At 62.0% G+C, this 16,164-nt stretch carries 12 protein-coding genes and 1 pseudogene; 7 read left to right on the top strand and 6 right to left on the bottom strand.

Annotation, left to right across the window (positions count from 1 at the left end; genetic code table 11):
- Nucleotides 1-49 precede the first annotated feature (49 nt).
- Nucleotides 50-4,861, top strand: coding sequence for a membrane-targeted effector domain-containing toxin (locus BFP93_RS11900; protein WP_256095204.1), 4,812 nt, complete (start codon nucleotides 50-52; stop codon nucleotides 4,859-4,861).
- A gap of 54 nt (nucleotides 4,862-4,915) precedes the next feature.
- Here the strand turns inward: BFP93_RS11900 and BFP93_RS11895 are convergent, their stop codons facing one another.
- Genes BFP93_RS11895 through BFP93_RS11875 form a run of 5 tightly spaced genes read right to left on the bottom strand, consistent with a single transcriptional unit; the run spans nucleotide 4,916 to nucleotide 9,332 of the window.
- Nucleotides 4,916-5,686 carry an ABC transporter permease gene (locus BFP93_RS11895; protein WP_065885573.1) on the bottom strand — a complete coding sequence of 257 codons (771 nt, stop codon included), beginning with the start codon at nucleotides 5,684-5,686 and terminating at the stop codon, nucleotides 4,916-4,918.
- A complete protein-coding gene (locus tag BFP93_RS11890) occupies nucleotides 5,683-6,882 on the bottom strand; it encodes an ABC transporter substrate-binding protein (protein ID WP_065893260.1) in 1,200 nt (399 codons plus the stop codon). Before BFP93_RS11890 ends, BFP93_RS11895 begins: the two co-directional genes overlap by 4 nt.
- Entirely contained in the window at nucleotides 6,869-7,672 is an 804-nt protein-coding gene (locus BFP93_RS11885) for an ABC transporter ATP-binding protein (protein WP_065893259.1), read from the bottom strand. The genes BFP93_RS11890 and BFP93_RS11885 overlap by 14 nt, the downstream gene beginning before the upstream one ends.
- Nucleotides 7,669-8,730 carry an acyl-CoA dehydrogenase family protein gene (locus tag BFP93_RS11880; protein ID WP_065893258.1) on the bottom strand — a complete coding sequence of 354 codons (1,062 nt, stop codon included), beginning with the start codon at nucleotides 8,728-8,730 and terminating at the stop codon, nucleotides 7,669-7,671. Before BFP93_RS11880 ends, BFP93_RS11885 begins: the two co-directional genes overlap by 4 nt.
- A 41-nt stretch (nucleotides 8,731-8,771) precedes the next feature.
- Nucleotides 8,772-9,332, bottom strand: a complete 561-nt coding sequence (locus tag BFP93_RS11875) for a carboxymuconolactone decarboxylase family protein (protein ID WP_065893257.1) — start codon at nucleotides 9,330-9,332, stop codon at nucleotides 8,772-8,774.
- Nucleotides 9,333-9,434: 102 nt separating this feature from the next.
- Between BFP93_RS11875 and BFP93_RS11870 the strand changes: the two genes are divergently transcribed.
- Nucleotides 9,435-10,337: an AraC family transcriptional regulator gene (locus tag BFP93_RS11870; protein ID WP_065893256.1), complete on the top strand. Its 903-nt coding sequence runs from the start codon at nucleotides 9,435-9,437 to the stop codon at nucleotides 10,335-10,337.
- 35 nt (nucleotides 10,338-10,372) lie between these two features.
- On the opposite strand, the pseudogene BFP93_RS27450 reads toward BFP93_RS11870, so the two are convergent.
- A pseudogene (locus BFP93_RS27450) lies at nucleotides 10,373-10,507 on the bottom strand (LysR family transcriptional regulator); the annotation flags it as partial.
- A 171-nt stretch (nucleotides 10,508-10,678) separates the two neighbouring features.
- Between BFP93_RS27450 and BFP93_RS11865 the strand changes: the two are divergent.
- The 5 genes from BFP93_RS11865 (at nucleotide 10,679) to BFP93_RS11840 (ending at nucleotide 15,937) form a co-directional block, all read left to right on the top strand.
- Nucleotides 10,679-12,673, top strand: coding sequence for a methyl-accepting chemotaxis protein (locus tag BFP93_RS11865; RefSeq protein ID WP_065893255.1), 1,995 nt, complete (start codon nucleotides 10,679-10,681; stop codon nucleotides 12,671-12,673).
- Nucleotides 12,674-12,761: 88 nt separating this feature from the next.
- Entirely contained in the window at nucleotides 12,762-13,217 is a 456-nt protein-coding gene (locus BFP93_RS11860) for an SRPBCC family protein (protein WP_065893254.1), read from the top strand.
- A gap of 253 nt (nucleotides 13,218-13,470) precedes the next feature.
- Nucleotides 13,471-13,914: a YqaA family protein gene (locus BFP93_RS11850; protein ID WP_065893252.1), complete on the top strand. Its 444-nt coding sequence runs from the start codon at nucleotides 13,471-13,473 to the stop codon at nucleotides 13,912-13,914.
- A gap of 46 nt (nucleotides 13,915-13,960) precedes the next feature.
- Entirely contained in the window at nucleotides 13,961-14,962 is a 1,002-nt protein-coding gene (locus BFP93_RS11845) for an alpha/beta fold hydrolase (RefSeq protein WP_065893251.1), read from the top strand.
- Between the two features lie 21 nt (nucleotides 14,963-14,983).
- The gene (locus BFP93_RS11840; RefSeq protein WP_065893250.1) at nucleotides 14,984-15,937 is read left to right on the top strand and encodes a D-2-hydroxyacid dehydrogenase family protein; all 954 of its coding nucleotides are present in this window, start codon (nucleotides 14,984-14,986) and stop codon (nucleotides 15,935-15,937) included.
- Nucleotides 15,938-16,164 lie beyond the last annotated feature (227 nt).

Below are 16,164 nucleotides of genomic sequence, written 5' to 3'. Positions count from 1 at the left end.
CTCCCTGGAAACCACCCCGCCACCTCTGCCGCAGCTTGCGCCACAGCAGGTGCCAGCATTGACGCTTCCTTCCGTGCAAGGGATCGCACCCGTCAGCGCGATTCGCTCGGACCTGCTCAGTGGCCTGCAAATAACCGATCAACGCCTGTTGCTCAACCAATACCAGTCACTCAATCAGGATATCCAGGCGCTGTTGCGATGCCAGCCAACGCTCAATAACGTTATCGAGCAACAGCTCGCCCGCAGCTTCAGGGCCACCCCTCCTGTGGACGCTTCATCACTGTATGTGCATCGCTATCACACCGACGAGCAGGGACAGCGCACGCTGGTCTCGGCGCGAAGCATCACCGAAGCCTTGTTCGATGCGCTGCGAAATCTCAACAACTCGGTTGAACCGCTGTCACCGACACTCCCGGGCGCTGCAGAAGTCGGCTTTTACAGCACGGTTGAACCCAGCGAAAGTCACCGGCAGCTAAGCGCCGGCAGCTCGCTGCTGGCCATCGCCCAGGCCATCGAGAACGACCTGCCTGCGAGCTTTACACGGTTCTGGACGCAGCCGCGCCCGGGCGCGGTCAACCCCGAGTCACCCCAGGACCAATTGCTGAATACCCATCGAGAGATGTTGTCGACACTGGCCGCCTTGAGAGTCGAAGACGGCACACTGAGCCCGGCCGCCAAGACCCTGATCGACAAAGCCTTTGAGTACCCGACGCTGGCGGATCGAGAAAGCGCCATGCGCGATGGCGAGCGGCCGGGGGTTTATCCGCTGAGGGTCAATCTGCCAATGCCCGCCGGAACACTGTTGGCCGGCGCATTCATGATCACCCGCCGCGACGGGTCATCAGCGGCACGTCCTTACGACAAACCGGAAACGGACAGGACCTTGACGCCCGCCGAACAACGAGGCCTGACGGTGCTGTACACCCCGCGCGACGGGTATGAAACGTTCGACAGCCCGGGTGAAGCGTTTGATACGCTCGGCCAGCGTCTGCGCTCCGATCCGGAGGCGGCAGAGCAGTTGAAACAGACACTGCCATTGACGCTCCAGCGCAGCCTCGACGGCGATTGGAGCAAGAACCTGAGCAGACAGCTCACGCCAGTCACAACCGACGTCATCGCCACCGGCGTGCCGCAATTGCTGCAGCTTCATCAGCACAATCTGACTAACCAGTTGCAAGCGCTGTATGAACCCGAAAACAGCGTGCAACTCGATGATCCATGGCGCGCGCCGCCAGTGATGGCCGGCCTGCAGCAGGCCGCCGACCTGAGCCTGCATTTCGACGGGACCAATGCGCTATGGGCGCGTACTCAATCGCTGCAGGATCGCTTGAGCAAAGTGGACGGTCGCCAGGCACTGGATCGGCAATTGGCGAATCGAGGAAACTGGCAGTACCTGGCGCAGCAACTGAACCAGGTCTATCACTGCCTGTCCGAGCAGGCGCCCGCGCGACAGGTCTCCGCCGCGCTGAAAAACGCGCCGATGAACATAGCGCCAGAATCGTCCCAGTATCAGGCCTACATCCTCGCGCCCGGAAAACCAGCCACCGTGGAAGCCTTCATCATCGAGAATGGCTTGCCACTGCCCAGGACCAGAAGCGAGTTGCAGTCCCTGGCAGAGGCGGCAGCGTTAAAGGCACGTCAACATCCGTTCGGCAATTTCGGCGGAGGTTTGTCCTGGCCGATCCCACTGGATATCAGTCAGCAACAAACGCTGCGAACGGCTGCAATCGCGCATGCCAACGCCGGCACGCAATCATCGCAGGCAGGGGCGCAACGCAACGTACTGGCCTATCTGAACAGCAGCCGGCCCCTTTCCCCCGATGCCCTGGAGGATCCGGTCAAGGCGCTGGAAAGCCTGGTCAGCTCCCCTGAGGGCCGGGCGCTGGGCCTGGCCATGCAAACCAGACTGAACGGCATCGCTACCGACTCCAGCATCAATGACTACACACTGGCCGCGCTGCATCTGACGCTGGATCCGGAATCCATTACGTCGCCCCAACGCAACCGGGTAGCCGGGTTCGATCTGGCCCAAGAAAGCCATTGGGGACAACCTCTGTCGAGGGTCACCGAAGGCCTGCGTCAGTGCTTGATCGACCAGGGACGGGCATCACCCGCACTGGCAAAGACAGCCGTTCATCTGCTGTTGATGCGCACCCACCCGCAATACCTGGTCAGGGATATCCCCGATGAAGTTCGCCAGGGCACCCAGGCCTGGCGGGACCTTTGCCTGGCAGTCGACGCCATTGGCAGTAGCGCGGCCAACATGACCTACGCCGAGGTGATGATAAAGGCCTGCGCACTGCCGCCCGCTCCGGCCTCCATACAAACAGCGGCGTTGGTGGACTGGGGCGTCAGCAACAATATTCTTGAAGCAAAAGGCGACGCACTGTACAGCCAGGATGAGCTTGATCGGGTGCAGGCAGCCTTCAACAACCAGCGGGAAAAACTCAAGGAAGGCAGTGCCTTGATGGACACGGTCATGCCGGATCGTGCAGCGATGGCAATGGGTCTGCTCATCGGCGAGTTCGGAAAGGACGTTGACTTCGATGAGAAAATATTTTCAAGACTCTCCAGCACCGTAACGCCAAAGCCAAGCAAACCGTACTCCATGCGCGAAATCGTGATGGAGCAGATCGTCATGGACGACCGCTGGAGTATCGCAAAAGGCACCCACAGCGTTGACCTCGCTGCCTTCGTCGCCTTCACCCATCGACCACAATTCAATATCAAAAAGGCCTTCGACGCGGCGTTTTCCGAAGCGGTCGCCAACTTTAAAAAAATCAAACACTTGAGCGTGATCAACGCTCTCAACAATCTGCCGCCTGAAGACAAGAAGAATCTCAGCTTCGGAAAAATCACCTATTACCTGGAGAAAAGTTACAAGACCAGCCCAGTGCCTTTCATGGGGCCGACTCTATTCCACACCAGCCCCAGGATCCTGGTCACCGCAGAAAATGGCGCAAAGACCTCCAACTATGCGTTCGATACGGAAAAAGGCGTTATCCATAACCTTGGCAGCCGGAAAATACCCCGCGCGCCGGAGCACTTCTCGAACGGAATAACCAAAGAGGAAGAGTTTTTCCCTGATATCAATCGAGAAAAGACCGTTGAAGGGATGAAGACGTTCGTCCACTACCTGGGGGGCGGCGCGCTGCTGAAGGGGGTCGACCTGGACAGCGTCAAGCGCGACCCACTCGATGGCGAGCGATCCGGCACCGCATCGGCACCGTACATGTTCATCAATCCCCGTACCCACGAACTCGCCGAGTCGATCGTCAAGGCACTGTACCTGGACAACCCAGCCATCCGTAAAGCCGCTGAGGGCGTCACGTCCTCTGAGCGCGCCAACGATCGATTGGTCACCTTGCGTGATGGGTTTCTCGATCTGATTCCCCTGCGCTCGGCCATTGTGAACTTCAATAAGGGCGAATACAGCGACGCCATCGACGACCTCGCCTTTGATGGCTTCGGCTTTCTCACTGCCGGGATGGGGGCTGCCGCAAAAGCGGCGAAAGTGCTGAAGACGACGGCATCGGTCGCGACCAAGGCGCTCAAGGTCACGAAGATCATGGTTGTGCCCATGGTCAAGGAGTTCAATCCGTTCAATGGCGCGGACGAAATACTGATCGGAGCCGGTAAAGTTGCCTTCGAGGCCGCCGGCGCGGTGAAAAGCGGGCTGCGCAGCCTCAAGGGGACGGTGGCGCTCGACGAACTGAACACCGCCAGCAGACGCTTTGACGCAGCCGCGACGGGCAGCTTGAACGTGCGTAATCGCGCCGTGAACGTCAATGCGATACAGCACGATGGCCAGTGGTACGCATTTGATGCGAGCACCCAACGCCCCTACGGTGCGCCGTTGGTGGCCTTCGATCCGGTCCATACACTGATGCCGCCATCACCCGATTTCAGCGCCGCAAGGGCACGTCTCAACGCGCACAAGTCAGAACGGGTTCATCCCTACAGGAAGCCGGACCCGGCGACGCTTCCAGCAAGCAAAGTGCCTGGCCCGGCGGTACAGATTACGCGTAAAACCGATCATCTACCGCCGCCGCACATAAAGTATCTCGACTTCATCAAAGGCGCGCCCACCGAAGCGCATTTCTCGCCGACCCGCAGGGGCCCTACCCGGGAGCGCTACGAACTGGAGATGAACAAAAGCCTGGCGGGGCCTCAACTGCCACGCCCTGGACTGCCCGACGTAAAAGCCATTGAACCGATCGCCGACCTGGTCGAAAAGTCCCTGGACATGGCGGATATCGTGGCCTTCGGCGAGAACCATCTCAGTCTGGCTTCATTTCGTGTGCTCATCGAACTGATCCCCGTATTTAAACGAAAAAACGTCAAGGTTATCGGGATGGAGGGCATGGTGTATGACAACAAAATGCGGCTCAAGGACGATGGGATGGGCGTCACGGGCTACAAACAACGCCCTTACGAGCCTGATTTGAATTTGCGCACACTGATCGACACGTTCAAGGCCAACGGCATTGAAGTGGTGCCTCTGGATCACTTCTATCTGACCCGCCATCGACATGAGCGTGATGCCTATAAGGCCCAGAGCAGCGCCGATCGGAATCTACAACGGCTCAAGGAAATGAACTTCTACGCCGCCCATGAGCTGCTGAGGCACACGCACAAGGGCAAGGTGATTGCCCTGGTGGGTCGTCAGCACATCAACACCACCCAGGGTGTACGTGGCCTGGCCGAAGCCACCGGCGGCATTGGCATTGGTATCTATGAGAGAGCCGGCATGAGGGGAAGCTACGGCACGAAAGCCACAGACGTGCGACCGGGCCCGAACGGCGAGCTGAAAACCCACAATGACATGACGGGAGACCTGCAAATTTTCACGCCCGAGTGACCCGGCAAACCGTCGAGCCGTTTCCTGCACAGCATGCCGGCAACGGCTCGAACCTCAGTCAGCGTGTACCCAGCGCTGATGCAGCCACCGCGCCAACGCATCCAGTGCGAACCCCAGCAGCCCGATCAGCAGCACCATCGCCATCAACTCCGAATACGCCAGCCGATCACGGGTATCGAGGATGTAATAGCCCAGCCCCGCACTGACCCCCAGCATTTCGCACGGCACCAGCACAATCCACAGAATGCCGATGGCCAGGCGCACGCCCGTCAGCACATGCCCTACCACGCCGGGAATGACCACCCGCCGCAACGTCTCCCAACGCGTGGCGCTCAGGCTCTTGCTCAACTGCAGCCAGCGCGGGTCGAGATGACGCACGCCGGCCGCGGTGTTGAGCATGATCGGCCACACCGCAGCGAACGCCAGCAGGAAGTAAATCGGCTGGTCGCCCACCCCCATCAGCATCACCACGATGGGCATCCAGGACAGCGGCGAGATCATGCGCAAAAACTGGAACGCCGGGGTGGTCGCCGCCTCCAGGTTGCGCGAACTGCCCACCAGCAGCCCCAGCGGCACGCCCACCAGCAAGGCCAGAAACAAGCCGATAAAAATGCGTTTAAGGCTCACGGCAATATGCAGGTACAACTCGCCGCGCCCCAACAGTTCCCACAGGCTGCTGAACGTGGCCGCCAGGGAAAAGCGCGAAGACAATCCATCGGCATCGCCAAATACCTTGACGCCCAGCCACCAGAGCACCAGCAAACCCGCCAAGCCACCCAAGCCGAGCAACCAGCCCGGCCACGCTACGGTTTTGCCGCTGCTCACACGCCAATCTCCTCGTTGCGCGCATAACCCTCGGGCAAGCCGAAGGTCTTCATGCCGCCGACGGCTTCGATGGCGTTGCGCACGAAACGGTCATCCACCAGGTCCCTGGCGACGAAGGCCGGGTCCAGCTCAGCGAGGAATTTCTTGTCGCCCTCGATCAGGGTGTCTTTCAGGCGGCGTACCAGTTCCTCGGTGTAGCTGGGGAATGGGTAAGGCTGGAAGTCGATGCGGTGCTCGTCCCAGTTGGCGTGCTGGATCGCGCCATCGGCCAGGTACCCGGCGCGATCGGCGGCGGCAGGCGCCAGCACTTTGCTCAACACCGGTTCGGCATGCGGCGTGTAGCGGTTCGGGCCGTCCTTGGACAACAGCTTCACCGCTTCTTCGCGGTTGTCGCGGGTCCAGACCTGGGCCTTGACGATGGCGTTCACCACTTTCTGCGACCACTCCGGGCGCTGGGTCAGGTCATGCTCGTGCATGAACACCACGCAGCAGGCATGGTTGCGCCAGACGTCGCCGGTGAAACGCTGCACGCGACCGACCTTGAGGTTCTCCGCCAGGGCGTTGAACGGCTCGGCGACGATATAACCGTCGATGCGCTTGCTGGCCAATGCCGGCGGCATGTCCGAAGGCGGCAGCACGATCAGGTTGACTTCATTGGCGCCGATCGCGCCGCCCGCCGCACGTGACACCGGGGTCAGCCCGTTGTCGCGGAACAACTGCTGCACCACCACGTTATGAATCGAATACCAGAACGGAATCGCCACCGACTTGCCGCCCAGTTGCTTCACGTCAGTGATGCCCGGCGCCACGGTCAGGCCCGAACCGCCCACATGGTTCCACGCCACCACCTTGGCCGGCACCTTGCTGCCATAGCGCGCCCATACGGTCATGGGCGACAACAGGTGAATCACGTTGACCTGGCCCGAGATAAACGCTTCGATCACCTGGGCCCAACTGCGCAGCAGCACCGGACGTTCGGCCTGGATACCCTCGGCTTCGAACAGCCCGTTATTGTGCGCGACCAACAGCGGCGTGGCGTCGGTGATCGGCAGATAACCGATGCGTACCGGCGCATCCGGCTCACTGGCGGCACGCGCCTGCAGGCTGCTCAGCAACGGCAAGGCGCCGGCGGCGCTGAGCACCGCAGACAGTTTGAGAAAGTCGCGGCGCGAGTGGGTCAGGTCATCCAGACACATGGTTAGGCTCCAGCAATTCGAGGGGGTTGGGTTGAGGACGGCTCGCCTGCCGTAAGGTTTTAAGAATGTCGATGCGCAGCGCGCCGATAGCTTCGACCTGTTCCTCACGCGGTTGCGGCAGATCGATTCGCCATTCGCCCAGGGTGCGAGCCGGGCGGTTACCCAGCAGCAGGATACGGTCGGACAACAGCAAGGCCTCATCGATGTCATGGGTGATCAACACCGCCGCCGCCCCCTGTTCGCGATTGACCTTGAGCAACAGGTGCTGCATGTCCGCGCGGGTCACTTCATCCAGGGCACCGAAGGGCTCGTCCAGCAGCAATACCTGTGGCTGGCGGGCCAGGCAGCGGGCCAATGCCGTGCGCTGGGCCATGCCACCGGACAACTGCGCAGGGAACTGATGACGGGCATGTTCCAGGCCGACCGCGGCAATCGCGTGGTCGACACGCTGGCGGCGTTCGTCGCCGCTCAACTGCGGTTGGCGGGCGAAATCCAGGCCGAAGGCGACGTTCTTTTCCAGGTTCAGCCACGGCAGCAGGCTGGGGTCCTGAAACGCTACCGCGACCCGTGGATGCGGGCCGTTCAAAGGCTCACCCAGCACGCGTACGCTACCGCCCTGGGGCGCCTGCAAACCGGCCAGCACCCGCAACAGACTGGACTTGCCCACGCCGCTGGGGCCGAGGATCGACACCACTTCACCGGGCTGCAGTTGCAGGTCGAAGCCTTGCAATACCGGGCCGCCGGCATACCCCAGGCACACATCCCGGGCCGTCATCACCGTCGCGCTCATAGGTTGGCCTGACGTTGCAATTCGGTGCGCAGTTGCACCAGGCTCGGCGTGACAATCGGCACAAACGCCGATTCGCGCCAGCGCCGGGCAAAGCCGCTGCCATGGGCGGTGAGGTAAGCCTTGCCGCCGCTGGCCTGCAACTCCAGCTGTACGGCGCTGGCGGCGGTTTCCGCCAGGGCAATGCGCAGCTTGAACAACGGCACCGGTTCGGCGGAAAACCGCCCGGCCAGCAAACCGTTCTTGAGTTCAGTGACCAGGTGATCGAGGGTCAACCGCAGCGCTTCGAGCTCTTCACGTAACACCGTGCGCGAAGCGCCCAAGTGATGCGCCACCTCCGCCAGGGAACGCCGCGCCAGACCTATCGAAAGGCCGCATTGCAAGCCCAGGAACGCCGGTCGCACGGCGGGCAGGAACTGATGCGCGTCTTCGTGCAGCAGCCAGTCGCGGCTCAGTTTCACGCCTTCAAGTCCCAGGGCGGCGGTATTGCTGGACTGCAACCCGAGCAACTCCAGGTCGCGGGAGCGCTGCAAGCCGGCCACTGAATCCGGGATCGCCAGGATAAACGGCGCGCCGCCACCGGCGTGTTCGATGGCCGCAGCGGCGACGAAGCCGTTCTTGCGCAGGTTGGTCACCCAATGCAGACGGCCGTTGAGGGTCCAGCCATGTTCAGTGGGCTCGGCGCTGATCTGCAGCGTCTCGATGCCGGACAGAAACTTCATCGCATTCGAAAGCCCCGTGGCACCGGCCAGCTTGCCGCTGAGCAGGTCCGGCAGCAGTTGCTCGCGCAGCCGTGCATTGGGGCTTTGCAGCAGGTATTCGATAAAGGAGCGCTGGCCCCAGCAGACGAACGCCGCCGCCAGGGAATGGCTGGCAATATTGGCGATGGCTTCCACCGCCCCCGCCACGTCGCCGCCCAGGCCGCCGAGGGCTTTGGGCACGCCGACTCGCAACACATTGGCCTCGGCCAGCCGCGGCAGCACTTCCTGTGGATCGCAACTGCCCACGTCCAGGGCCTGCGCTTGAACATCGAGCCAACGGCTCAAGATCGGGTCAAGCATGGGTCTTTCTCCTTGATGACAACAGGTGGATCAGCACCGATTCAACTGGCCGGTTTTTCCCAGCGGTATTGCGCCAGCTCCGGGTTCAACGGCGTACGCGCGAACACGTTGGCAAAATTGCACAATGTCGCCAGGCTGACCCCCAGAATCACTTCCAGCGCCTGCCCGTCGGTATAGCCGGCGGCGCGGAACGCGTCATAGCCGGCATCGCTGACATCGCCGCGGGTGGCAATCACTTCACGGGTGAACGCGGCGAGTGTCTCATAGCGGGGCTCGGGCAATTCACCGCGCTGGCGCAGCGCCTCGATGACGTCTTCGGGCAGCTTGGCTTTGTTACGTGCCACGGCGGTGTGCCCGGCCACGCAAAAATCGCAGCCGTGGCTGGTGGCGGCGATCAATTGCACCACTTCACGCTCCGCCAGGCTCAGGGTCGACTTGGCATTCAGGCCGGACACGGTGATATAGGTTTCCAGTGCCGCCGGCGCATTGGCCAGCACGGCCAGCAGGTTGGGAATGAACCCCGAGCCTTTGAGCGCATTTTCCAGGAAAGGCTTGGCGGCCTCCGGCGCGGTTTCAGGGGTAAGCAGCGGTACACGGGACATGGAGTGGTCTCCTGATGAGTGAATGACCCCAGTCTGTTGGTTATAAAAAAAGCCCTCAATAGGCTAAAGTAGCGATTACTTGCTCCAGAGTCTTTTCGTTAGATGAATTCGTCCAGTGCACTTGTCGATTGGTTATTAGACAGCCTCGAGCTCAACACCAGCCTGTTTCACGTCGGTCGCTATTGCGGCGACTGGCACGCGAGCACCCATGGCCTGGCCCGGGCGAGTTTTCATCTGATCGTGCAAGGCGAGTGCTGGCTGCATATCGACGGCCAGCCGACGCAACACCTGAACAATGGCGATGCCGTGTTCCTGCTGCGCGACCTCCAATATCGGCTGTCCGGCGCGGACACCGCCACCGGCGCGCAAGAATGCCCGCGCCTTCCGATGCTGCCCCTCGATAGCAATGCCACCGATGGCGTGGGCCTGGTCTGCGGCTTCTTTCATTTCCAGTCCGGGCTGTCGGCGATGATTGTCGACAGCCTGCCCGCCTGGATCATCCTGCGCGCCGGCGACCCGTCGTTGACCGCTGCGCGCAATCTGTTCGCACTGATCCTGCAGGAATGCGAACGCCTGCCGGCGCCCTCCCAGGCCTTGCTCGAACGCCTGTGCCATCTGCTGTTTCTGTATGTGCTGCGTCAACACGTGCTCGATAACACTGAATTGGGCGGCCTGGCGGCACTCGGTCGGCAACCGGCATTTGCCCGTTTGCTGGAACAGTTGATCGCACGTCCGGCAGAGAACTGGACGCTGGAAAGCATGGCCGCCTGCACCGGGCTGTCACGCTCGGCGTTTTTCAAACGTTTCAATGAGCTGTGCGGACAGTCGCCGGGCCAGGTGCTGTTGATGATGCGCATGCGCCACGCGTGCCAGTTGTTCAAGACGGACCAGACCGTGGCGGATGTCTCGCTGGCGGTGGGTTATCAGTCGGTGGCGGCGTTTACCCGGGCGTTTCATAAAGTCATCGGGCAACAACCGGGGGCCTACCGCCGGGCGCAGAGTTAACGCCGCAACCCATTGCCCGGTTGCGCGCGCAGCGCCAGCAGCTGCACGCCAAGGTGCGCCTCCAGTTGCTTGATCAGGATCGTCACCGAAGCGCGCGGCAGTTGCAGGCTGTCCGCCGCCCTGGCGAAACCGCCCAACTCCACGATCCGGGTGAATACGCGCTTCACCATGCGCACTCGTCAACGGTCATGGCGATGCTGGAGATCTGACCTGGCGGCGGCGCCCGACGGCGCCGGCACTTTCTTGCACGCACGTACCTAAAGCTGTTGCGATGCAAGCCGATAGCCCTACGAAGCTCTAATAAAGCCGCGTCGACAATAACGCTTCGTAAGGACGGCCCCATGCCCCCACTGCGCTCCATCCAAGCCCGCTATACCCTGTTTCTGGTGTTGTTCGTTCTGGTGTTATTGGTGTTGACCGTCGTGGGTATCGGCCAGTTGGTCGCGCCCAAGCTGCAATACACCGAAGAACAGGTGGTGCTCAATCGCGTCGCCGAAGTGGCCGAACAGATCCAGGGCGAACTGAACAAGGTTCAGGCCCAGCAACGCACCATCACCCAAACGATCCCTTTGCTTGACAGCGATGCCATCGACAAGGTCCTGCCGGGCCTGGTTGACCAGTACGGCGAGCTGAAAGTGTTCGGCGGCGGTATCTGGCCGCTGCCCAACCAGCGCACCCCCGGGCGTAACAAGCACAGCACGTTCTGGCACCGTGACGCCTCGGGCAAGCTGGCGGTCAACACCTTCTGGAACAGTGACCCCGCACCCAACTATTACGACCAGAGCTGGTACAAGGGCGGCCTCGCCTCGCCCCGTGGCCAATGCGCCTGGGCCGCGGCCTACAAGGACGACGCCAGCCAGGAGCCACGCACCAACTGCGCCATGGCGATCCAGCGTGACGGTGCCGCCTATGGCGTGGCGACCATCGACGTGACCCTGGGTTTCTTCAATGACCTGGTGGCCAGCAAGGAAAAAGACATCGGCGGGCAGATGCTGATCGTCGAAGGCGACGGCAAGATCATCAGCAACAGCTCGCGTATCAGCGGCCCGATCGTGCTGAAGAATATCAGCGAGCTGACCGGCACGTCGGCGTTCGCCGCCCAGGTCAGCACCGCCCTCGCCCATCGCGACCAGGCCCTGCAACGCGCCGAGTTCGACAACCAGGGCGTGGCCAGCACCTTCTACATGCGCCCGATCGAGGGGACGCCGTGGTTCCTGGCGACCGCCCTGCCCACTTCGTTGATCACCGCCCAGCGCAATGATGTGCTCGGCACCCTGGCCCTGTTGCAAGTACCGATGGTGATCCTGCTGGTACTGCTGGCGGCGTATGCGATTCGCCAACTGGTCCAGCGCATGAAAGCGCTCAAGGGCAATATCGACGCACTGTCGGCCGGTGATGCCGACCTCACGCGGCGCATCACCATCCGCGCCGAAGATGAACTCGGCGCCATCGGTCACTCGGTGAACCACTTTATCGTCTATCTGCAAAACATGATCGGCGAAGTGACCCAGGCCACCGGCGCCATGGCCTCGGGCCTTGAGCAGTTGCAGCACACCTCGGCGCACACCAACCAGATCCTGTTGCGCCACGCCTCGGAGACGGACCAGACGGTGACCGCCATCACCGAGATGAGCTCAACCGCCGACACCGTCGCGCAAAATGCCGCAGAAACGGCGGCCTTCACCCAGCGCGCCAATGAACACGCCGACCGGTCACGGGTGGTGGTGGGCGAAGCGTCCACCAGCGTCAGCGCCCTGATCGGTGAAGTGGCCAGCGCGACCCACACCGTCGAGAACATGCGCCAGGATGCCGCGCGCATCACCGAAACCCTTGGCGTGATCGGTGCCATCGCCGGCCAGACCAACCTGCTGGCGCTCAACGCCGCGATCGAAGCGGCGCGGGCCGGCGAACAAGGGCGCGGGTTTGCGGTGGTGGCCGATGAGGTGCGCGCCCTGGCCGCACGCACCCAGGCCAGTACCTCGCAGATCAACGAAATGCTGGCGCGCTTGACCACCGGCGTCAGTTCGTCGGTGGCCGCCATGGAAAACACCCAGGCCAGTTGCCAGTCGGCAGCGGATGCCACGGCGCGGGTGAACACCGGGCTCGACGAGATGGCCGGCTCAGTCAGTCATATCAACAACCTCAGCACCCAGATCGCGACGGCCGCCGAGCAACAGAGCGCAGTGACCGAAGAGATCAACCGCAGCATGGTGCAGATCCGACAGATGGTTGAAGAGCTGGTACAAAGCGGTCACGCCACCGAAACCAATACCCAAAGCCTGCTGGAGGCCAATGGCCGGGTGATTGCCTTGATGGGACGCTTCAAAGTGCGCTGATCCAGGCCGTAATACTCCCGTGCAGAGCGCGGGAGTCGGACTATTCTGACAACTTCTGGTTTAACACTCGCCACACAGGAGGTGTGTCATGCCCACGACCGAGCAGCCGGTGCGCTTGGAGCGAATCAGCCAGGAACGGTTTATCCGGGCCCCGCTCGAGACGGTCTACGACTATGTGACCCAGCCCGACCGCTGGCACGAATGGCACCCCTCCTCCCTCAGCGCCGACACCGGCACCCGCGGCTCACTGCCGGTCGGCACGCGGTTTACCGAAATCATCGACCTGCTGGGCATCCGCGTCCCCATGAGTTACCGCGTGCAAGTCGCCCGGCGCCCCAACGAGTTCAAGACCGTGTTCACCTCGCTGGCGGTCGACGGCTGCCTTCATTATGTCCTGCACGCGCAACCGGGCGGCACGCTGTTCAAGCGCGTCTTGACCTATGAGACCGAACTGCAACTGGCGGCCTTGCATGAACGCATGATCGAACGCTCGGGCGTTGCGCTGGACCGTCTCAAGCAGCGCCTGGAAACCTTCAGCGGTTGACCGTTCTCTCGCTTAACTGACCCGTTTCAGGGAAAATGCCCGACCCAATGCTTTTTGTAGGAGCGAGCTTGCTCGCGAAAAACTCACAGGCGCCGCGTTCAATCAGAAAGCACGCGTTATCGTTGACGTTTTTCGCGAGCAAGCTCGCTCCTACAGAGGGCGATATGCGCTTAACTGAACAGCCTTCCGATCCAATGCCGCGCCTTTTTCCGAGACCCACCATGAAATCTCCTGTGCAACGAGCCCCTGCGCCATGTTGACGGCGTACCTGGGACTGTTCGTGGCCGCCTTTGGCGCGGCGACGTTGCTGCCCTTGCAGTCGGAAGCCGTGCTCGTCGGCCTGTTGCTCAGTGGGCATTACAGTGTGTGGCTGCTGTTGGGCATCGCCACGCTGGGCAATGTGCTGGGTTCGCTGGTCAATTGGCTGCTGGGGCGTTCGGCGGAGCGCTTCCAGGGGCGGCGCTGGTTTCCGCTCAGTGAACGGCAACTGGACAAGGCGCGCAGCCATTACGCGCGCTGGGGACATTGGACCCTGCTGCTCAGTTGGGTGCCGATCATTGGCGACCCGCTGACCCTGGTGGCCGGTGTCATGCGCGAACCGCTGTGGCGGTTCCTGCTGCTGGTGACCCTGGCCAAGGCGCTGCGCTACGCCGTGCTGGCCGCCATCACCCTGCACTGGCTGTTAATCCCCCGTTAATCTGGCCCAAACAGCATCCGAAACACCTTTCCCGGAGCTTATGACCATGCCTTTGATCCGTGACCTGTGCGTCGCCGGCCTGCTCACGGCCAGCGCCGCGCCGGTGTTTGCCGCCACCTACGGCCCTGAACTCGAGGGTTTCCAGTACCCCTACCCGGTTGAGCGCTTTAACTTCGAGTCCCAGGGTAAAAGCCTGCAAATGGGCTATATGGATGTTCCGGCCAACGGCAAAGCCAACGGGCGCAGCGTGGTGCTGATGCACGGCAAGAACTTCTGCGGCGCCACCTGGGAGGCATCGATCAAGGCCTTGAGCGACGCCGGTTACCGCGTGATCGCGCCGGACCAGATCGGCTTTTGCACCTCCAGCAAGCCCGAGCATTATCAATACAGCTTCCAGCAACTGGCGCTCAACACCCACCAGTTGCTGGAAAAGCTCGGGATCCAGAAGGCCACGCTGCTCGGTCACTCCACCGGCGGCATGCTGGCCACGCGCTATGCCTTGATGTACCCGGCACAGACCGAGCAGCTCGCCCTGGTCAACCCCATCGGCCTGGAAGACTGGAAAGCCCTGGGCGTCCCCCACCAGAGTGTGGACCAGTGGTATCAACGCGAGCTGAAGCTGAGCGCCGACGGGGTGCGCAAATATGAGCGCGACACGTATTACGCCGGGCGCTGGAAGCCCGAATACGAGCGCTGGGTGGACATGCTCGCCGGCCTGAACCAGGGCCCGGGCCACACTCGGGTGGCCTGGAACTCGGCGTTGATTTACGACATGATCTTCACCCAGCCGGTGTACTACGAATTCAAGAACGTGCAAGTGCCCACCCTGCTGCTGATCGGCACCAGCGACACCACCGCCATCGGCAAGGACCTGGCGCCGCCGGCGGTCAAGGCGCGGATCGGCAATTATCAAGTGTTGGGCAAACAGGTGGCCAAGCTGATTCCCCATGCAACCCTGGTGGAGTTTCCCGGTCTGGGCCATGCGCCGCAGATGGAAGAACCGGCGCAGTTTCATACCGCGCTGTTGCAGGGTTTGAAGGCCCTTTAACCTTTTTTGGGATACGCGTGCATGTCGCTACAGATCGCCGTGATTGATGATTGGCAGCAAGTGGCCAGTAGCGTGGTGGATTGGTCGGTACTCACCCCCCTGGGCCAGGTGCACTTTCTCCACGACTACCCCGCCGATACCGCGACCATGGTCGAGCGCCTGCAAGGGTTCGACGTTATTTGCGTCATGCGCGAACGTTCGCGGTTCGACCAGGCCCTGCTGCAGGGCCTGCCCAGGCTCAAGTTGCTGGTCACCGGCGGCATGCGCAACGCCGCCATCGACCTGTCCGCCGCCAAGGCGTTGGGGGTCCAGGTGTGCGGTACCGACAGTTATAAGCAGGCTGCGCCGGAGCTGACCTGGGCACTGATCATGGCCTCGACGCGCAACCTGCTGGCCGAAGCCAACTCTTTGCGCGCAGGCGGGTGGCAGGTCGGCCTGGGCGGCGACCTGCATGGCAAGACCCTGGGCATCCTGGGACTGGGCAGCATCGGGCAGAAAGTCGCGCAATTCGCCCAGGTATTCGGCATGCGCGTGATTGCCTGGAGCGAAAACCTCACCCCGCAACGGGCCGCAGAGTCGGGGGTGACCTGGGTCAGCAAGCGCGAGCTGTTCGAACAGGCTGACATTCTCACCATCCACCTGGTCCTCAGCGAACGCAGCCGCGGCCTGGTCGACGCGCAGGCACTGGGCTGGATGAAGCCCGGCGCGCACCTGGTGAACACGGCGCGTGGACCGATTGTGGATGAACAGGCACTGGTGGACGCGCTGAGCAATGGGCGCCTGGCCGGCGCGGCGCTGGACGTATATAGCCAGGAGCCACTACCCCTCGAGCATCCCTTCCGCTCCCTGCCCAACGTGCTGGCCACGCCCCACGTCGGTTACGTCAGCGAGCAAAACTACCGGCAGTTCTACCAACAGATGATCGAAGACATTCAGGCATGGGCGAACGGCGCGCCCATTCGGGTGCTCGGCTGACGCACCAATAAAGTGCATGTATTGAATGCCAATGCCCAAGTGCACAATGTTGGCATACGCTGTTGATTTGTGTGGGAGGGGGCTTGCCCCCGATGGCGGCCTCTGGGCTGGCCAGGATGTTGGATTGGACCGGGTACATATCCATTATTTAGGTAACGGCCACTTAGGGTTCCGCCCTGACGGCGGCTCACTTTTGAAAAGCGCAAAAGTAAGCAAAACGCTCTTGC

This window comes from Pseudomonas sp. 44 R 15 (assembly GCF_900004965.1).
Taxonomy (GTDB): Bacteria; Pseudomonadota; Gammaproteobacteria; order Pseudomonadales; family Pseudomonadaceae; genus Aquipseudomonas; species Aquipseudomonas orientalis_A.
The sequence above is the reverse complement of the archived record's forward strand: the minus strand, read 5'-3'. Positions and strand labels throughout refer to the sequence as shown.

Bases quoted from the DNA above. Each gene is read 5' to 3' on its own strand.
- BFP93_RS11840 (WP_065893250.1), top strand. From the start codon at position 14,984: ATGTCGCTACAGATCGCCGTGATTGATGATTGGCAGCAAGTGGCCAGT.
- BFP93_RS11885 (WP_065893259.1), bottom strand. From the start codon at position 7,672: ATGAGCGCGACGGTGATGACGGCCCGGGATGTGTGCCTGGGGTATGCC.
- BFP93_RS11850 (WP_065893252.1), top strand. From the start codon at position 13,471: ATGTTGACGGCGTACCTGGGACTGTTCGTGGCCGCCTTTGGCGCGGCG.
- BFP93_RS11865 (WP_065893255.1), top strand. From the start codon at position 10,679: ATGCCCCCACTGCGCTCCATCCAAGCCCGCTATACCCTGTTTCTGGTG.
- BFP93_RS11890 (WP_065893260.1), bottom strand. From the start codon at position 6,882: ATGTGTCTGGATGACCTGACCCACTCGCGCCGCGACTTTCTCAAACTG.
- BFP93_RS11880 (WP_065893258.1), bottom strand. From the start codon at position 8,730: ATGCTTGACCCGATCTTGAGCCGTTGGCTCGATGTTCAAGCGCAGGCC.
- BFP93_RS11870 (WP_065893256.1), top strand. From the start codon at position 9,435: ATGAATTCGTCCAGTGCACTTGTCGATTGGTTATTAGACAGCCTCGAG.
- BFP93_RS11860 (WP_065893254.1), top strand. From the start codon at position 12,762: ATGCCCACGACCGAGCAGCCGGTGCGCTTGGAGCGAATCAGCCAGGAA.
- BFP93_RS11845 (WP_065893251.1), top strand. From the start codon at position 13,961: ATGCCTTTGATCCGTGACCTGTGCGTCGCCGGCCTGCTCACGGCCAGC.
- BFP93_RS11875 (WP_065893257.1), bottom strand. From the start codon at position 9,332: ATGTCCCGTGTACCGCTGCTTACCCCTGAAACCGCGCCGGAGGCCGCC.